General features: G+C 57.7%; 14 protein-coding genes. 7 read left to right on the top strand and 7 right to left on the bottom strand.

Annotation, left to right across the window (positions count from 1 at the left end):
- Positions 1-5 precede the first annotated feature (5 nt).
- The 3 genes from coxB to CQ019_RS04920 all read right to left on the bottom strand — a co-directional run bounded on the left by coxB (position 6) and on the right by CQ019_RS04920 (position 3,028).
- Positions 6-896, bottom strand: coding sequence for a cytochrome c oxidase subunit II (gene coxB / locus CQ019_RS04930; protein ID WP_096284692.1), 891 nt, complete (start codon positions 894-896; stop codon positions 6-8).
- A gap of 213 nt (positions 897-1,109) precedes the next feature.
- On the bottom strand, positions 1,110-1,484 hold the full coding sequence (locus CQ019_RS04925; RefSeq protein WP_096284694.1) for an iron-sulfur cluster assembly accessory protein: 375 nt from the start codon (positions 1,482-1,484) through the stop codon (positions 1,110-1,112).
- A 134-nt stretch (positions 1,485-1,618) separates the two neighbouring features.
- Positions 1,619-3,028, bottom strand: coding sequence for a dipeptidase (locus CQ019_RS04920; RefSeq protein ID WP_105552126.1), 1,410 nt, complete (start codon positions 3,026-3,028; stop codon positions 1,619-1,621).
- 69 nt (positions 3,029-3,097) lie between these two features.
- On the opposite strand from CQ019_RS04920, the gene CQ019_RS04915 reads away from it, so the two are divergent.
- On the top strand, positions 3,098-3,691 hold the full coding sequence (locus tag CQ019_RS04915) for a DUF3043 domain-containing protein (protein ID WP_096284698.1): 594 nt from the start codon (positions 3,098-3,100) through the stop codon (positions 3,689-3,691).
- Between the two features lie 373 nt (positions 3,692-4,064).
- Here CQ019_RS04915 and CQ019_RS04910 read toward each other — a convergent pair whose 3' ends face one another.
- On the bottom strand, positions 4,065-5,129 hold the full coding sequence (locus tag CQ019_RS04910; protein ID WP_105552127.1) for a quinone-dependent dihydroorotate dehydrogenase: 1,065 nt from the start codon (positions 5,127-5,129) through the stop codon (positions 4,065-4,067).
- A 61-nt stretch (positions 5,130-5,190) separates the two neighbouring features.
- On the opposite strand from CQ019_RS04910, the gene CQ019_RS04905 reads away from it, so the two are divergent.
- Positions 5,191-6,228 (top strand): alpha/beta hydrolase, encoded by a 1,038-nt coding sequence (locus tag CQ019_RS04905; protein WP_181148247.1) that lies wholly within the window; start codon positions 5,191-5,193, stop codon positions 6,226-6,228.
- Here CQ019_RS04905 and CQ019_RS04900 read toward each other — a convergent pair.
- From CQ019_RS04900 to leuA, 3 genes are all read right to left on the bottom strand, one after another.
- Positions 6,225-7,031 carry an isoprenyl transferase gene (locus CQ019_RS04900; protein WP_105552129.1) on the bottom strand — a complete coding sequence of 269 codons (807 nt, stop codon included), beginning with the start codon at positions 7,029-7,031 and terminating at the stop codon, positions 6,225-6,227. The two genes, CQ019_RS04905 and CQ019_RS04900, sit on opposite strands and share 4 nt — an antisense overlap.
- Complete coding sequence (gene recO / locus CQ019_RS04895) at positions 7,028-7,777, bottom strand: DNA repair protein RecO (protein WP_105569060.1); 750 nt, start codon at positions 7,775-7,777, stop codon at positions 7,028-7,030. The genes CQ019_RS04900 and recO overlap by 4 nt, the downstream gene beginning before the upstream one ends.
- 93 nt (positions 7,778-7,870) lie before the next feature.
- The gene (gene leuA, locus CQ019_RS04890; RefSeq protein ID WP_105569059.1) at positions 7,871-9,610 is read right to left on the bottom strand and encodes a 2-isopropylmalate synthase; all 1,740 of its coding nucleotides are present in this window, start codon (positions 9,608-9,610) and stop codon (positions 7,871-7,873) included.
- Between the two features lie 344 nt (positions 9,611-9,954).
- Between leuA and CQ019_RS04885 the strand changes: the two genes are divergently transcribed.
- The 5 genes from CQ019_RS04885 to CQ019_RS04865 all read left to right on the top strand — a co-directional run bounded on the left by CQ019_RS04885 (position 9,955) and on the right by CQ019_RS04865 (position 17,098).
- Positions 9,955-11,127, top strand: coding sequence for an FAD-dependent monooxygenase (locus tag CQ019_RS04885; protein WP_105569058.1), 1,173 nt, complete (start codon positions 9,955-9,957; stop codon positions 11,125-11,127).
- A gap of 92 nt (positions 11,128-11,219) precedes the next feature.
- Positions 11,220-11,795 carry a DUF4396 domain-containing protein gene (locus CQ019_RS04880; RefSeq protein WP_258133852.1) on the top strand — a complete coding sequence of 192 codons (576 nt, stop codon included), beginning with the start codon at positions 11,220-11,222 and terminating at the stop codon, positions 11,793-11,795.
- A 39-nt stretch (positions 11,796-11,834) separates the two neighbouring features.
- The gene (locus tag CQ019_RS04875; protein ID WP_105569057.1) at positions 11,835-12,653 is read left to right on the top strand and encodes a type II CAAX endopeptidase family protein; all 819 of its coding nucleotides are present in this window, start codon (positions 11,835-11,837) and stop codon (positions 12,651-12,653) included.
- Between the two features lie 478 nt (positions 12,654-13,131).
- Entirely contained in the window at positions 13,132-13,998 is an 867-nt protein-coding gene (locus CQ019_RS04870) for a virulence associated protein (RefSeq protein ID WP_146113316.1), read from the top strand.
- Positions 13,988-17,098: a DEAD/DEAH box helicase gene (locus tag CQ019_RS04865; RefSeq protein ID WP_105569055.1), complete on the top strand. Its 3,111-nt coding sequence runs from the start codon at positions 13,988-13,990 to the stop codon at positions 17,096-17,098. The genes CQ019_RS04870 and CQ019_RS04865 overlap by 11 nt, the downstream gene beginning before the upstream one ends.
- The last annotated feature ends 839 nt before the right edge of the window (positions 17,099-17,937 follow it).

Below are 17,937 nucleotides of genomic sequence, written 5' to 3'. Positions count from 1 at the left end.
AGCGATTACTCTCCTTCCTCTGCGTGACCGTGCTCCACAACGATGGAGTTGACCTTGTTAGGCTGACGGTCGTATTCCTCACCAATGTGGCCATCTTCCAGCTTGGCAAGTTCAGCCTTGAACTCTGCGTCGCTAACGACCGCAACGTTGAAGAGCATCTCCGAGTGGTACTCGCCGCAAAGCTCGGCGCACTTGCCATCGAAGTTACCCTCAACCTGTGGGGTCAGGTAGATGTAGTTGGTCTTGCCTGGAATCATGTCCAGCTTCTGAAGGAATGCTGGAACCCAGAACGAGTGGATAACATCGCGGCTGTTAAGCTCGAGCGTTACCGACTTACCTGCAGGCAGGTACAAGGTAGGCAGTGATTCCTTCACGCCAGCCGAGCCGTCCTTGTTCAGGTGAGCCTGTTCGCCAGCGAAGTACTTCTCCTGGCCCTGGTAGCTGTAGTTGAAGTCCCACGACCACTGCTTCGCGCGGACGTCTACGACGACCTCGGAATCCACAGGTGCGTTGATTGACTTCTCAACAGTGTTATTGAAGCTAAAGAAGACCAAAACAAGGACCAAAGGAATGGCCGTGTAGAAGATCTCCAATGGCAGGTTGTAGCTCAGCTGACGTGGGTAACCAGTATCGGTCTTACGGCGACGGTAAGCCACGACGCACCAAAGCATCAGACCCCAGGTCAGAATTCCGATAATGATCACGGCGATCCAAGAGTGAACCCATAGATCCTGGATTGCTCCAGTGTGGTTCGTGGTATCGCGCTCCACATTTGGGAGCCAACCGCGTTTAGCCTCCGCTGTACATCCCGTCAGCAGCAATGCGCCGGCGCCAACCAAGGCAATAACTTTTGCCTTGGCGGATCCGAGACTGCCGGTTCGGTGTTGCGAACTCACAGACGGCCCTTCCTCTTTGTTGGTGCAGAATGTGGTCTTCATAAGTCACCTCGCGGCTAAACGAGTTGCACGGTGAGGTGGCTCACGAAGGGAAACATAGTTTTACTACTTAATGTAGAGCTTACCCTCTTCGACCCCAGAATACCGAAAAACGCCGCCGTTCTAACGAGAAATTTCTTCAACGTTTGAACGGCGGCGTTAGTTCCCTAAGGCCTAGTGGAAGGAATCTCCACAGGCGCAGGAGCCGGAGGCTGCAGGGTTATCAATGGTGAAGCCCTGCTTTGAAATTGTGTCTTCGAAATCGATCGAAGCGCCGGAGAGATACGGCACGCTCATCTTGTCGACGATGACCTCTACGCCGTCGAAGTCACGCAGTGCGTCACCTTCGAGCATGCGCTCGTCAAAGTAGAGCTGGTAAATCAGGCCCGAGCAGCCGCCAGGCTGAACGGCGATACGCAAACGAAGGTCGTCACGGCCTTCCTGCTCCAGAAGTGAACGCACCTTCTGCGCAGCCACGTCGGAAATTTCTACCTCGTGGGTTGGTAGCTCGGTTGAGTCACCCTTGGTCTGGTCAACTGCTGCAGTCATGATTTTCCTCCCATACTGCTTGGTGTGACACCGTCGGCCCGAATATCTTCAGGTTATATGGCGCCTTTTCTTGATTCAATACTACGTCGCGGTCGCTGAAAATGCTCTCAGAACTTCTCCTTGTATGACGCGGTTCACAGGCCTTCGGAATTAATCCGCGCCAACAGCAGGGCTTCTGCGACAATCGCCTTCTGGAAGTCCCCAATGTGAAGCGACTCATTAGCCGAGTGCGCCCGCGAGTCGGGGTCTTCCACGCCGGTCACCAGGATCTGGGCCTGCGGGAATACGTCGAGCAGATCTGCAATGAACGGAATCGATCCACCCAGGCCCATGCTGACCGGCTCAACTCCCCACGACTGCTCCAGGGCCCAGCGTGCGGTGCCATTAGCCGAAGCTTCAAGATCCGCCTGATAGGCGCTACCTGCTTCGGTAGCCACAAACTGCACCTCGGCACCACGCAGGTCCACGGAGTTCACATGAGCTTCCAGCGAGGCCAAGGCCTGGCTTGGTTCCTGTCCTGGAGCCAAACGCATCGATACCTTGAAGCGCGTTTGCGGGATCAGGGTATTGGACGAGCGATCAACACTGGGCATATCCATTCCAATGACACTGAGCGCTGGTTTATTCCACAAGCGGTCCGTGATCTTGCCCGTGCCTGCCAGTTGAACGGATTCAAGCACCGAGCTGTCGCGGCGGAACTCGGACTCATCGAAGTCAACCTCGGCGATATCGTTCGCCACCAAACCGGGCACGGCAACCGAACCATTTTCATCATGGAATGACGCAATGAGTTTCGCTGCAAGAACCGGTGCGTCGAGCACCGGGCCGCCAAACATGCCCGAGTGAACTGCGTGCCCCAGCGAGCGCACGGTGATTTCCGCGGCCGCCATGCCGCGCAGCGAGCTGGTCAGGGCGGGAGTTCCCACGGCCCAGTTAGAGGAGTCGGCCACTACGATAACGTCGGCCGCGAGCTTGTCCTGATGCGCCTCCAGGAAGTTCCTGAAGGATGGCGAACCAGCCTCTTCTTCACCCTCGAAGAAGTAGGTGACGCCGACACCAAAATCCGCCACGGAATCCAGCACCGCGCACAGGGAAGCAATGTGCACCATGATGCCCGCTTTATCGTCCGCGGCACCGCGGCCATAGAGCCGCTCCCCCACCTTCGTGGCTTCAAAGGCCGGAGTGTTCCAGTCTTCTTCGTTGCCAGGAGGCTGGACATCGTGATGCGCGTAGAGCAGGACGGTTGGCTTGCCAGGCTGGGCCATGCGGCGAGCCACCACCGCCGGTGCGCCCATGACGCCATCCTCGGCTGGCTCGCGCAGAATCTCAACGCTCTCCATGCCAGCGTCACGCGCCAGCGCGGCCACGGCCTGAGCGCTTTCTTCCAGATTGGCCGGATCGAAGGATTCCCAAGCGACGCCAGGGATGGCTACCAGCGAACCGAGCTCTTTGAGGATCTTCTCAAAGTTCTTCTCGATATGACTTTTCAGGGCAGTGACATCGACGCCATGGTTCGAGGCGACGACTGAAGAATTATTTGTCATGACTTCAGCCTAGCAATGACCTAGGTTGCTAATGTCACTGTGCCGCAAACAACCCGGTAGGATAGGGGCGTGTTTGGACGTAAAAAAGATGACTCTCAATCCCCCGCAAATGAGGAGCCGACTGCACTGGCTCCCGAATCAACTGACGGCCGCAAGACTGGCCCGACCCCTAAGCGCAGCGCGCAGCAAGCCAGCCGCCAGCGCCCACTAGTGCCTACCGATCGCAAGGCAGCCAAGGAAGCCGATCGTCAACGACGCATCGAAGCCCAGAACCGCTTGCGCATCGCCAATGAGACCGGTGACGAACGCTACCTGATGCCTCGCGACAAGGGTCCGCAGAAGCGCTATGCCCGTAACTTCATCGACTCGCGCTGGATGTTCAGCGAATTCATGATGTTCGTAATCTTCGCATTCCTGATCTTGTCGTTGACGTTCAATCAGAACCTCTCGGTACAGATGTACGTGCAGGGTGCCCTGTGGGTTGTCATCGCCCTGGTGATCATCGAATTGATCGTCACTACGGTGCTGCTCAAGCGCCGCTTGGTCGCTAAATTCGGCTCCATGGATCGTGGAATCCGCATGTACGCGGCGATGCGCGGCATGCAGTTCCGCAAGCTGCGCCTGCCGAAGCCGCAGATTAAGCGCGGCGCCGACATCGACTAGTTTCATTGTCCAAATCTTCTAGGGCGGATTCCTTATGGAATCCGCCCTTCTTTTATGTCGTTCAGCCCCGCATAAAGCGAGGCCATTCACAACGTAGAAACCTTGTGAATCGCTTTACAAGGTTATAAAACTCAAAAGCCTGTGCCGCCACTGCTGCATCACATTTGCCCTTGTAAACGGGTTTACCAGCTCTTTGCGAGTATCCACAAGGTTTGGATTTGGTAACAGATGGTGCCGATGAGCACGGCCGCATTGGGCTGGCCAGCTTCTCCCCCAGCGTTGGGCGGTTTTTCACGCGGGAAATGGCACCCAGAGACAGCGAAGCTCCCGAAACGGTATTTCGGGAGCTTCAGACCGATCCTTCGACAGCAGATTACCGGCGGCTAGCTAGTTCCTTGTTGATGGCGCGTGCCCAGAACGGACCCTCATAGAGGAACGCGGTGTACCCCTGAACGAGATCGGCGCCCGCAGCGAGCCGTGTCTCGACGTCGGCGACGTTCTCCACGCCGCCGACGGAAATGATGGCCATCTTCGAGGGGACCAATTCACGTAGCTGGCGAAGCACTTCCAGCGAGCGTTCTTTCAACGGAGCACCGGACAAGCCGCCGGCGCCGATTTCTTCGACCTTGGCGGCATCGCTGGACAAGTCTTCGCGTCCAATCGTCGTATTGGTGGCGATAATCCCATCCAGGCCTAGCTCGGTAGCCAACGTCGCGACATCGGCGAGATCTTCATCGCTCAAATCCGGTGCGATCTTCACCAATAGCGGGATGTGGCGGCCGGAGACCTGATCGGCCAACTGCCCGACTTCGCTGAGCAGCGGTCGCAGCGACTCAACGCTTTGCAACAGGCGCAGGCCCGGAGTGTTCGGGCTGGAAACATTGACCACCAAATAATCCGCATGGTTGGCCAGCTGACGCGTGGACTGCAGGTAATCGCCCACCGCATCGTCTAGTTCGACCAACTTGGTCTTGCCAATGTTCACTCCGATGACCGGGCGGGTGCCGGCATAGTCGGACTTGAGCCGCTGGCGTGCGGTGGCGACGCGGGCGGCGACGACCTCGGCTCCTTCATTGTTGAAGCCCATGCGGTTGATCACCGCACGGTCATCAACAAGACGGAAAAGCCGTGGCAAGGGGTTGCCCGGCTGCGCCTGACCGGTCACGGTACCGATTTCGACATGGCCGAAACCGATGTCGCTCAACGCCAAAATACCGGTGGCCCCCTTATCAAACCCGGCTGCCAGGCCGAATGGTGATGGAAAATCTATCCCCATCACGGTTCGCTGGAGTTTCGGATCGGGGGCAAAAAACTTTCGGGCTGCCTTGGTCAATCCCACACGTTGCATGAGCTTGATGGCGTCAAAGGCGAAGTAATGGGCCTTTTCAGGATCCATCTTGGTGAAAACATGCTTGAAGACCAGGGGATAAATGCGCATGGTTACTAGTTTCTCGTGAAGTTCCCGATTCCGACAACTTGCGGTCGGTATGCTTCAACATATGAAGGTCTCATCGAATTTACCTAGCGGGCAGTGGCCGGACTTCACCACCACGACCAACCCAGGGCAATGGGTGGCAGATCCGCTAGGCGAAGGCTTCGAATATACGACCTTGGACTTCGGTACCGATTCCGAGGGGCCGGCAGTGGGCACGCTCGTGCGCTACAAGCCCGCCGGTTGGCGCAACCGCCTACTGAGAAAGTTCAACGGGGTGGTGCTCAGCGTCCACGGGTGGAGCGACTACTTCTTCAACCGCGAACTTGCCGAATTCTGGCATCAGCGTGGATACCATTTCTACGCTTTGGATCTGCGGCGCTACGGGCGCAGTCTTCGGGCAGAACACGAAATTCCAGGCTACGTCGATGACCTCGCGGTATATGACCAGGAACTAGAAGCCGCCATGGACCTGCTCGGCACGGCCCATCCCGACCTGCCGATCATCGGGCAGGGGCACTCGCAAGGCGGACTGATCCTTAGCCTGTGGGTGGCACGCACCGGCCCGCGCATCCAGGCCCTGGTGCTCAATGCGCCGTGGCTCGAATTTCAAGGCACCGCATTTTTGCGCGTTCCGATGCATGGAATTCTCGAAGCGATCGGCCGCACCAATGGCCGGCGTAAATTGGCACTGCCGGAATTTGACCACTATTGGAATTCTTTGAGCGATCAAGGCGTCGGGGAATGGGACATCCATCGGCTATGGCGGCCGCGGCTGGCATTCCAGCCGACTACCGCTTGGATGAAAACCATTCTCGACGGACACGCCACCGTCGCCAAGGGACTGAACCTGACGCAACCTATTTTTGTGATCAGTTCTGACGCTTCGCATTTCAGCACCAGCTATTCGCCGGCAATGCAGAGCACCGACTCGGTGATTGACATACACCAGATCCGATTGCGTGCCTTGAAGTTGGGAAGTTTCGTGACGCTCGCGCAAATCCACGGGGCCATGCATGACGTCTTCACCTCAGCAGAACCTGCCAGGGCCGCCGCCTACCGGGATCTGGCGCTGTGGCTTCGGCTCCTCGACCGGCCGCGCTAATTCTTCGGCTTATCCACTGCCCCGCCGTAACGTCGATCGCGTTGCGCAAATTGCTCGACGGCGGTGAATAACGTCCTGCGGTCCACATCTGGCCAAAGCTGATCGAGGAAGACCATTTCCGCGTAGGCCGACTGCCACAACAGGAAGTTGCTGGTGCGCTGCTCGCCGCTGGTACGCAGGAAAAGATCAACGTCCGGAAGCTCTGGGGCGTAGAGGTATTTGCCGAGAGTTTTCTCCCCCACCGCCGAGGCCTTCAGCTTCCCGGCTGCGACGTCCTTGGCAATCGCGGACAGCGCGTCGCCAATTTCGGCGCGGCCGCCGTAGTTCACGCACATGGTCAGCTGGCAACCGAGATTAGCTTCGGTTAGCTCCTCGGCCGCACGAAGCTCGTTGACCACAGACTTCCACAGGCGCGGTTCACGTCCGGACCAGCGGATCCGCACACCCCAAGAATTCAAGGTATCGCGCTGGCGGCGCAGCACATCGCGGGAGAACCCCATGAGGAAGCGCACCTCTTCCGGGCTGCGTTTCCAGTTTTCCGTGGAGAACGCGTAGACGGAGACGTGCTTGATGCCCAGCTGCACGGCGCCGGCCATGACATCGAGCAACGCGGCCTCCCCGGCCCGGTGCCCTTCGGTACGCGGCAGGCCGCGCTGGTTCGCCCAGCGCCCGTTGCCGTCCATGACGATCGCGATATGCTCGGGGATCAGCGCCGCCGGAATGCTGGGCATCACCGGGTTATCCGGGTGCGGGTATGGCGTGACCGGACCTGGACGGCCGGTGATGGGGCGAAGCTTGCTCATGTTCTCTCCACGTGTCTTAATGACTTCACGGCACGTTCCAGGTGCCATTGCAGGTAACTGGCAACGATGTCCGCTGCCTGCTTTTTCGCTCGAGGTCCCCCCTGGGCGACCGTGTCCCAGTCGCCGGTCAGCAGGGCTTGCAGGTACCCGATGGTGATCGGATGCGGGGCGAGCGATCCCGCTGGCCGGCAGGCGGGGCAAACCACCCCGCCCAGGTGCACATTCAGTGCCTCATGCGGCCCCGCTGCACCGCAGCGCACGCAATCGGTGAACGAGGGGGCCCAGCCGGCAATGGACAGAGCGCGAAGAATATAGGAATCCAGCACGGCTCCGGCATCAACCCGATGCTTGGAGAGCAACGCGATCGCACCATGCAATAACAGATACTGCTTATTGGTCGAATCGGCATCTGCTTCAAGCAGCTTCTCGGCAATTTCAACCATGGCGGTGGCTACCGTGTAGCTCGCATAGTCGGTGACCAGCTGCTGGCCGTAGGGGGTGCGCAGCTGTGCCTGGGAGACGACGTCGAGATTTCGTCCCATCACGATCAGCGCATCAACCTCCATAAACGGCTCGAGCGTGGCGCCGAGGCGCGAAGAGGTGCGCCGTACGCCTTTGGCGACGGCGCGGACCAAGCCCGTGGGGGTGATCAGCGTAATGATGCGGTCCGCTTCGCCAAGTTTATGGGTGCGCAACACCAGACCGCGGGTGCGGTAGCTGCGCGAGGCGAATCCGGAACGTGACACATCCCCAATTCTCCCACCTCAACCGCGCAAGACTAAAAACGCCACGGGGCGCAACCGAAGTTGTGCCCCGTGGCGTTCAGCATCTTCCAGCGGTTAGGCGGCGTCGCGGATTGCCCGGTTGACTGCCGAAATGACCGCCTTCAGCGCGGCGATGTTGGTGTTGGTGTCCAAACCGATCCCCCAGAGGATGCGATCTCCCACGGCGCATTCGACGAATGCCGCGGCGCGGGCGTTGCCGCCTTCGCTCATGGCGTGTTCGCTGTAGTCCAGCACGCGCAGGTCCACTCCTTCATCGTTGAGCAGCTTCACCAAGGCCGACAGCGGACCGTTGCCCTGGGCGCTGCGCTCGTGGGCCACGCCGTCGACGATCAGCTTGACGTCCAGCTGGAAGCTGCCGTCTTCGGCGGAGGCCGCGGTCGCCGAGGCGATCTCGTAGTAGCCCCAGGCATTCAGCCCGGAGTCCTCGCTGACCGGCAGGTACTCATCCTGGAAGACGTTCCAGATGGTGGACGAGGAAACCTCGCCGCCTTCGGTTTCGGTCTTCTTCTGGATAACCCCGGAGAACTCGATCTGCGCACGGCGTGGCAGATCCAAGTTGTAGTCGTTCTTCAGCAGGTAGGCCACTCCGCCCTTGCCGGACTGCGAATTCACGCGGATCACCGCTTCGTAGGAGCGGCCGATGTCCTTCGGATCGATCGGCAGGTACGGAACCGCCCAAACCATATCGTTCAGTTCCTTGCCGGCAGCCGAGGCCTTGACCTCCATGGCTTCCAGGCCCTTCTTGATCGCGTCCTGGTGCGATCCGGAGAAGGCGGTGAAGACCAGGTCGCCGCCGTACGGGCTGCGTTCTGCCACTGGCAGCTGGTTGCAGTACTCGACGGTGCGGCGGATGTGGTCCATGTCCGAGAAGTCGATCTGCGGGTCGATGCCCTGGCCGAACATGTTCATGCCCAAGGTCACCAGGTCGACGTTGCCGGTGCGTTCGCCATTGCCGAACAGGCAGCCTTCGATGCGGTCCGCGCCGGCCAGGTAGCCCAGCTCGGCGGCCGCGACACCGGTGCCGCGGTCGTTGTGCGGGTGCAGCGAGAGGATGATCGAATCGCGGTTTGCCAGGTTGCGGTGCATCCACTCGATGGAGTCCGCATAGACGTTGGGGGTGGCCATTTCGACGGTGGCAGGCAGGTTCAAGATCATCTTGTTTTCCGGAGTCGCCTCCAGCATCTCGGCCACGGCCTCGGAAATGCGCTTGGCGAAGGCCAGCTCGGTGCCGGTGTAGGACTCTGGCGAGTACTCGTAGGTGATCTTGGTGCCGGTCAGCTGTTCTTCGTACTTCTTGCACATCCGCGCGCCCTGCACCGCGATGTCCACGATGCCGTCCTCGTCCTGGCGGAAGACGACTTCGCGCTGCAGCACCGAGGTGGAGTTGTACAGGTGGACGATGGCCTGCTTGGCGCCTTCCAGCGCCTCATAGGTGCGCTCGATCAGGTGCTCGCGGGACTGCGTGAGCACCTGGATGGTGACGTCATCGGGGATGCCGCGCTCGATGAGCTGGCGGACGAAGTCGAAGTCGGTCTGCGAGGCGGAAGGGAAGCCCACCTCGATTTCCTTGAAGCCCATTTCGACCAGCAGGTCGAACATCTTGTGCTTGCGCTCGGGGCTCATCGGGTCGATCAGTGCCTGGTTGCCATCACGCAGGTCGACCGCGCACCAGCGCGGGGCGGTGGTGATGTACTTATCTGGCCAGGTGCGATCGGGCAGGTTGACTTCGATCTGGTCCTGGAAGGGAACATACTTGTGGATTGGCATGTTCGAAGATTTTTGCATGTTCTGCATTTCGGTGTATCCCCTAGACAATGTTGGTGCTTAGTTGTGTGGGGCCAGACAAGAGCTACTCCGCGGCGAGAAGGTCGGCCGAATAGACCACTAACGGTCTCTTGGATCCTCGCAGCGGCAGATTAGAAGTAGAAGCTCGAAATGCACTTTTTGAGCATAACACCGCATTGAACTGCGACGGGATTTGCTACTCAATTGTGTCAAATAGTGGACATCGGCCGGTGGAAGCGATCTTCGGGATCGGCTCGATGGCCATGGACAGCTCGGGGCAAACGTGCGAACAATGGGATTTCAGGCCCGGTTGCACGCGGGCCCGGGCGGTGGAGCTGAGGGAAGGGCTACGGATGAAGGCGATCATCATCGGAGCGGGAATTGCCGGGCTTGTGGCGGCGCGCCAGCTCGGGTTGGCCGGCTGGCAGGTGCTGGTGCTTGAACGCTCCGCCGAGCCGCGCCCAGATGGCTACATGATGGACTTCTTCGGCCCCGGCCTGCGCGCCGCCGAACGCATCGGGCTCTACCCCTATCTGGCAGAGGTTGCCTACCGGGTGCAGGCCGCCGAATACGTTGACGCGAAGGGCCGGCGCACCGCAAGCCTGGATTACCAGAAGTTCTCGGACCTGGCAGGCGGGCGAGTGCTTACGCTCTTGCGCCCGGATATGGAAGGTGCGGCGCGCAAGGCCTTGCAGGATGTTGCCCCGGGCCGAGTTGGCATCCGCTACGGCGCCCGGGTTGAGCGGATCGAAACGGCGGATGCTCGGGTACAGGTGCAGCTAGCGGGCCAAGAGCATCGGGAAATCGCGGAGCTCTTGGTGGGCGCCGACGGGATCCATTCCAAGGTCCGGGACGCGGTCTTCGGGCCCGAAGAAGACTACCTGCGGCCCTTGGGGATGCGGGCGGCGGCCTTCATTGTTGAAGAGCCAGAGCTGAATCGGGAGTTCAAGAACCGTTTGGTGCTCAGCGATACTGTCAACCGCACCGCCGGGATCTACGGGCTGCGTTCCACCGAGGTTGCCGCCTTCCTGGTGTATCGCCAACCGGAAGACGCGACGCCCAGCGATCCCCGGCAGCGGCTGCGCAAGGCCTTCGCCGGAGTTGATGGACGGGTGGATCGGCTGCTTCGGCTATGCCCGGAGCATCCCTACGACGATGCCGTAGCCCAGGTGGTCATGTCCGGCTGGCACCGCGGTCCGGTGGTGCTGCTCGGAGATGCGGCGGCCGCGGTATCGCTGCTTGCCGGTCAGGGCGGCTCCATGGCCATTGCCGGCGCCGCAGCCCTCGGCGAGGCCTTGGCCGCAGTCACCGAGCCGGCGCAGCTGCCGAACGCGCTGGCCGGCTATGAACGGGCCATGCGTCCGGTCATCGCCACCGCGCAGGCCTCGGGGCGGCGTGCGGCGAATACTTTCCTGCCGAAGAACAAGCTGCAGCTGCTGGTGCGCCGTTGGATCGTTCGGGCAACCCATCTGCCCGGAGCAGACCGGCTGGTGGCCAAGCAGATCCTCAAGCGCATCGCCACATAGCGTGGGCACGTAGCCGGCCACGGCGCAGGCGGTATGATGCTGAACAACCGCGGAAGGCTAGCCGATTCCTGAAAGCACCCGGAAGGAGATCCATGGAACACGATACGAACGGTGGGCACGGCGGGCACGGCGCCGGGCATGACATGTCGTCGATGGCGGTGGGCGCAACGCTGCACTGCCTGACCGGTTGCGCCATCGGGGAAATCATCGGGCTGCTGGTGGGCACCGCGGCCGGATGGGCAAACCTGCCGACGGTGGCGCTGTCCATCTCGTTGGCCTTCCTCTTCGGCTACGCACTGTCGGCCATCCCGCTGGTGCGCGGCGGCATCGCCCTGTCCGCCGCCCTGGGCCTGGTCCTCGCCGCCGATACCCTGTCCATCGTGACGATGGAGATCGTGGATAACCTCGTCATGCTGCTCATTCCCGGAGCCATGGACTCCGGGGTCCTCAACCCCGTTTTCTGGGTTGCCATGGCCCTCGCCCTGACCGTCGCCTTCTTCATCGCCTGGCCGGTGAACCGGGCCCAGCTGCGCCGCGGCAAGGGGCACGCGGTAACCCACCAGGCACTGGGCGGAGGCGCGGGCATGGACAACCGGCCGCTGGCCATCGGCGTCGGCGCTTTTCTGCTCGGCGGCTTCGTCGCCTCGCTCGGCACGCTGCTGCACTGAACCCTTTTGCGCCGCGGGCGGAGGTGGCATGCTGGTGGTGTGAAGCTCACCCTAGATGATCCGCCCCGCACCGCGCTCAGCTGGAAATTGCTGCCGGCGGTACTGCTCTCGCTCTCCGGCGTGCTGCTCTTCGCCGTAGCCAATGACCCGGCGGGCTACACTACGCTCGTGCTCAGCGTGCTCACGGCAGCATTTATCGATCGCCAGCTCGCCCGCCACCTGGGACTGATCGCGGCGGGGCTGGCGCTCATCAGCTTCGTTCCGCTCAATGCCGATTTGAGCATCGGGCACATGCTCCAGATGGGTGGTGCGCTCGGCATGGCCGTGCTGGTGCCCTGGCTGGTCTCACGGTTTGCCTACCGCGAGGAGATCATCAAATTTCCGGTGAACACCGGACGTAAATGGCCGTTGGCCGCCAAACTGTATCTGCTCGGCGTGGTAGCGCTGGGCTTCCTCATTCTGCCGGTGTACCTGATCAGCACGGGGGTCTTCCAGAACTGGCCGGACGCCTCGGATCCCACCATCTTCTGGCGGCTCTTCCTCGGAGTGAACGCCGTGGGCATCTGGGATGAGCTGTTCTTCATCTGCACCACCTTCACGCTGCTGCGACGCCACTTCCCTGACTGGCTCGCCAATATCCTGCAGGCGGTGATCTTCTCTTCCTTCCTCTGGGAGATCGGCTACCAGGCTTGGGGTCCGCTTCTCACGTTCCCCTTCGCCCTGCTGCAGGGCTATACCTTCAAGCTGACCAAGTCGCTGACCTACGTCGTCTCGGTGCATTTGATCTTCGACTTCGTACTGTTCCTCGCGCTGGTGCACGCGCACAACCGTGACTGGCTGCCGATTTTCCTGTATTGAACCACCTTAAACACGCTTAGTCGTAGCGCAATGATCTGTCAGCAGCATGGGCCAGCCTCTATAAAGAAGACAATATGGCTAATATCCTCGTTCCGCAGCCGCGTCAAAAATCGCACTCTAAAACCCAGTATCGGTGCGCCGCACGCCATTCTGTATTCACTCTAACCAATCGCGCGCAACTATCACTGTCTATAGGAATCTTCAACTCGCGCCTAAACTTCGGCGCGAGGACAAACATACAGATATGCGCCAAGAACGAGCTGCAAACCTGACGATGAAGTCTGACGCGGAGTGGCATTTTGTTGATGAAAGAGACTATCAGCAACGTGGCTATTACGGCGGTTCAGAGGCCCAACCGTAGAAAGGTTTAGAGTATGAGAATGTCGCAAAAATTTTTCTTTGAAGTTACTAGGGGTAACGTGATCCGGAAGTTATCTGGTGAATTGACTAAACGACCAGTAATGGACGGGCCTCGAAAGTGAGCGAATCTGTCCGATCAAGTAGATCTAACGCCCTCTCATCTTTTTTTTCGCAGAAGCCCGACTACCTTTCCGAACACCTTGTGCAGCTTCCGGCGCTTGCCAGTTCGAGTGGTGAACCCATCGAAGTCTGTGCGTTGAAGGTGCCAGATGACCCATCAGTACTCAGTGATTGGGCGTCGGCTTTCCGACAGGCATACTGCCTTGACGAGGAGATTGACGAACTCCGGGATGGTACGGGCCTCTCCCGGCGGGATTATCTCTTGAATTTTGTATTTCCGGCAGAAAAAAGCGGTGCGGGTCCTGCGATTCGCGCTGGTGACTTCGCAGAGCTAGTTATTTCAGATTATGTCGAGCACATCCTGGGTTTTTGGGTCCCTAGGTGGAAATACGCAGACAAGGCGAATCCCAACGAATCGGTAAAGGGAGTAGACGTGGTGGGCTTCTGGCAGCTTGATGCAACAAAAGCCCAAGCGAGCGATTCATTACTTGCATTCGAAGTAAAGGCTCGTTTGTCTGCGGCAGGGAGCGGAAATCGACTACAAGACGCTATTGACGATTCAGGTACCGATTACGCGAGACTCGGCTATACGTTAAACAAAGCGAAGCGACTTTTGAGGGCTCGTCAGAATACGATCGGGGTGGCCAGCGTTGCCAGATTCCAGAACAAGGTAGATCATCCCTTCGACCTCCGATTTGGAGCCGGCGCAGTCGTCAATGACACAAACTACGACTCGAGCATGCTTCACGCCTCGACTTCGAATAATCACCCCCATCAAAAGGACCTTCAATTGCTAGTCATTCATGGCAATCAACTCATGAAATTAGCCCATGGTTTATATTTGAGGGCCGCCGATGAAGCCTGAAGCGGACAGTCTCCGACTTTATGGGGTGACACGAGCCAAGGGGAAGATGCTCGAACTTGGGTTGCCTGCAGAACATCAAAAATTGCGACTCCGCGCAAATGACGAACCGGAGTCACTTTTGCTGTTGGCAATTGCGACTCTCGGGGATACCGCTGCTCAGCTGAACGACGGTGACTCGATCTCGCCAAGTGAGCATGAAGAACTAGATTTTGCGGCTAGCTATTTCGATGCACTCTTGAGTTCAAATCTTTCCCCGGATTTAGATAGCGACACTACACTGCTCGCATCCTCAGCGTATTACTTGTCGGGGCGTCCGGGGAGCAGTCGAGTTATGGCTGACAAACTTATATCTGGTGCTGCCGAATCGTCGGCTGAAAGTCTCTTAATCTGGATCCTACATAATAATTACGAGCTGCCTACAATCGTAGAAGGGGCTCACCTGCGTCTAGCTTCCGATATTGCTAGTTTAGTCGCAATGCATTTTCTTGAAGGGACCGATGCTGCCGATGCGATGGCTGCAGCAATGCGTCTCCGCGCATTGGCCTACGCGAGTCCATCTGCGCGGGATCTCCTGTTCGCGGACCTAATAGTCGCGATTCTCCGTCTCAAGTTTCAATCATCATCTTGGGTTATGCTGCCTAAGTACAGCGGAGTGGCTCTAGAGCGGTGGCGGACCCCAATCCGGAATCCGAACTTCCCGAAAGAACTTTGGCCGGCGCAAATGGAAATCGGTAGATCCGGACTATTCGCAGGTACCTCGGGGATCGTACAGATGCCAACAAGTGCAGGAAAGACTCGCTCGATTGAGATGATCCTCCGTTCTGGGTTCTTGTCTGAACGGGTAAATCTCGCAGTTGTTGTCGCACCTTTCAGAGCTTTAAGCCACGAGATCGCTACTTCTCTTAACCTCGCGTTTGCCGATGATGACGTGCAGGTTAACGAATTGTCCGATGCGCTCCAGCACGACTTTTCCTCAGAATTTTCCAAACTGTTCGGAGTCGATTTGAGGGTAGATTCGCCCCCTGGGATTCTTGTGCTTACTCCCGAAAAACTTCAATTCGTGCTACGACAGGAACAAGAACTTGTTGGGCATATTGATCTCCTTGTCTACGACGAAGCACATCAATTCGATTCTGGCACAAGGGGTGTGACATACGAGTTACTTGTTACTGAGCTGCGAGCTGGATTGCCAATAAGTTCACAAGTAGTGGCAATATCCGCCGTGATCAGAAATGCAGAAAGCCTAAGATCGTGGTTACTCGGCGATGATGGAACCGTTGTCGATGGGAGCGGACTGTCTCCAACCGCTCGTGCCGTAGCCTTTGCAACTTGGATGGAGCGGCGTGGCCAACTCCAATTTTTTGAGACCTCGAACTACGATATTCAGCCTGACTATTTTGTCCCTCGCTCTATCGAAAGTCAAACGCTTGCGCGGCGTCATCTCGAGCGAGTCGACCGTGTATTCCCTGACCAAAGTAACGCCACAGTCGCTACCGATGTGTCTCTGTACCTTGGGCTTCGTTTAGCGCCCGAAGGGGCCGTGGCTGTTTTCGCTGGAACCAAAGCGACTGCAAACAAGATACTCGCTCGCGCTGTCGACGTATTTGACCGAGACGTTTCGCTCCCCCGTCCGTCTGCGGAGGCTAATCCAAAAGAACTGGCAGGCCTCAATGAGCTGGTTCAATTGCACTTCGGAGTAGACAGCCTACAGTCGCGCGCCGCTCAACTTGGAATTTTCGTTCACCACGGAAATACACCTAACGGGCTCAGGCTCACTATCGAGCATGCAATGCAGAACGAACTCATTCGTTTTGTGATCTGCACGTCTACCCTTGCCCAGGGTGTGAATCTTCCCATACGCTACCTCATCGTCGCTGGCACACAGCAGGGCCGATACAACATTAGCGTACGCGACTTCCAGAACCTGCTCGGACGTGCAGGGCGGGCTGGCATGCACACAGAGGGCTTAGTTATTTTTGCCGATCCCAGAACATTTGACCGTCGTAGGAATCGTCAAGACGCATGGAGGTACGAGCAATCTACGGTGCTTCTGGACCTAGATAATTCGGAAGAAACGACTAGCTCGATTCTGAGTGCCATATTGCCGTTTAGTTCGGCCAGCACGTTTGCAGAGTTGTCTCCATTGGAGATCACGGAATTGCTATTTATAGGCGAGGACTCACAACTCGATCGGGCGAACGGCGACGCTAGCCTTGTTAGTGATATCAAGCGCAGGCGTGACCTGTTAGAAGCCGTCGAGAGCTTCCTGATGGCAAATCGCGATGCCTTGTCTTTGGATGAGTTCAGCACCGAGGCTGTGGAATTGTGTGAACAGACATTTGCTTTCGCAATTGCTTCTGACCAAGAACGGATCGCGCTCCGCCAATTGTTCAGTCGGCTATCCGATTCTATTAGTACATTCGTTCCCGAACCGGAACGACAGGTTGAATTTGGCCGTACACTTCTGAGCGCTGAGAGGGCGATTCTCGTATTCAGATGGGTGCAGAATAATCGGAATGAACTACTCGAAGCTACGACCAATGAGATGTTACTTTCAGTCCTATGGCCAATACTGGAACAGACTTTTGAGAACAAAATGGCTTTGTCTATCGAACCGTCCGGCGCGGTTTTCGCTCTCACAAGCGCGTGGCTAAACGGCTCAAGTTACAAGCAGATATTTGACCTTGCCTTGGAGCATAACTTCACCAAACCATTCGGCTCCAAAAGGCGAAAACTTGGTGAATCCGACTTATTCAAATTATTGAACTCAACACTTGCATTCGATGCCTCTCTGATCGTTGCAGCTGTCGGCCAGTTCCTCGGAGCTGACGAAGGAGGAGAAAGTACTCCTCTAGGCACCTTCTTGAAAGCATTAAAATACGGTGTTCCAGATACACTCTCGATATCTGCGTATGAGAGTGGATTCGCAGATAGGGCGGTAGCCCTTTTACTTCGAGATCAATTAAGATTATCCGGATTCGAAGGCGAGGATTTCCTTGAGTCAATGTTCACTCACGCGGACGAAGTCACAGAAATAGTCGCAAGACTGCCAAGCTACTTTTCGAAAGTTCTTGCCGGGCTGATTTCGAATCGCAACTAGGTATGCACGCGTGAAGCGGCTTGATGAAGGAAACCCCGTGACCAAGAATCTGGAGCGAATTCGTAATACGTGCCGTAACTGCCGGAAGACAAGTAAACAATGGTAGATACAACCAATCCCTGCCATTCCCAGTTACTAGCCGAGTCGGCTCGGCATCATGAAGCTTGGTGGGTATAGATCTGTCTGAACTCCCGCTCCGCTTCTAGTGACCCGCTGGCCGTCAACTTTCGAAACTCGAGTGCAGTGGTGCTTTTGCCTCCGCGAGCCCAGCATGGCGATGATACAACTGTCCAGTCTTTATCGACAGTCAACTCCACCCTGATAATTCTCATGAGAGCGCCGCGACAATCATCATGGCATGGCAAACTGGGCGAGCGTAGTGCTCGATCGCATCAGCGTAATCGCAGGAAGCACCTTAAACCGAATTTGGGGGCCATGCGCCAGAAGCCGTCAAGTATCAATCTGTCGCACAATCGAAGCTGCCGCTCATAACGTCGCACGACCGGCGCGAGCCACAACGATTTCTATTCCCCGGGAAATGAACAGTTGGAGTCACGAGCTTAGGAATCCGACTAACATCGACAAGCTCGCCCTTAAACTAGGCCTAGAACACGAAAGTTTCAACGATGTACTTGAGCAAGCCTTTAAGATCTGCGACCGACTGCTGACGTTCAAGAAACTCAGATGGTGAGCTGTCAGCTAGTCACTTTCGTTACCAGAATTCCACGTAACCGGTGTGTGATCTCGTCACTTCGAGGACGACCAATTTCACGGCTATGTGCGATACGTGGACTTTTGGTACCCTCAACGACTATCTGACAGCGACCTCTGAATCATGA

It is taken from the genome of Arthrobacter sp. MYb229, from assembly GCF_002975405.1.
In the GTDB taxonomy this organism is placed as follows: Bacteria; Actinomycetota; Actinomycetes; order Actinomycetales; family Micrococcaceae; genus Glutamicibacter.
Note: the sequence above shows the minus strand (reverse complement) of the source record. Positions and strands in the feature narration are given on the sequence as shown.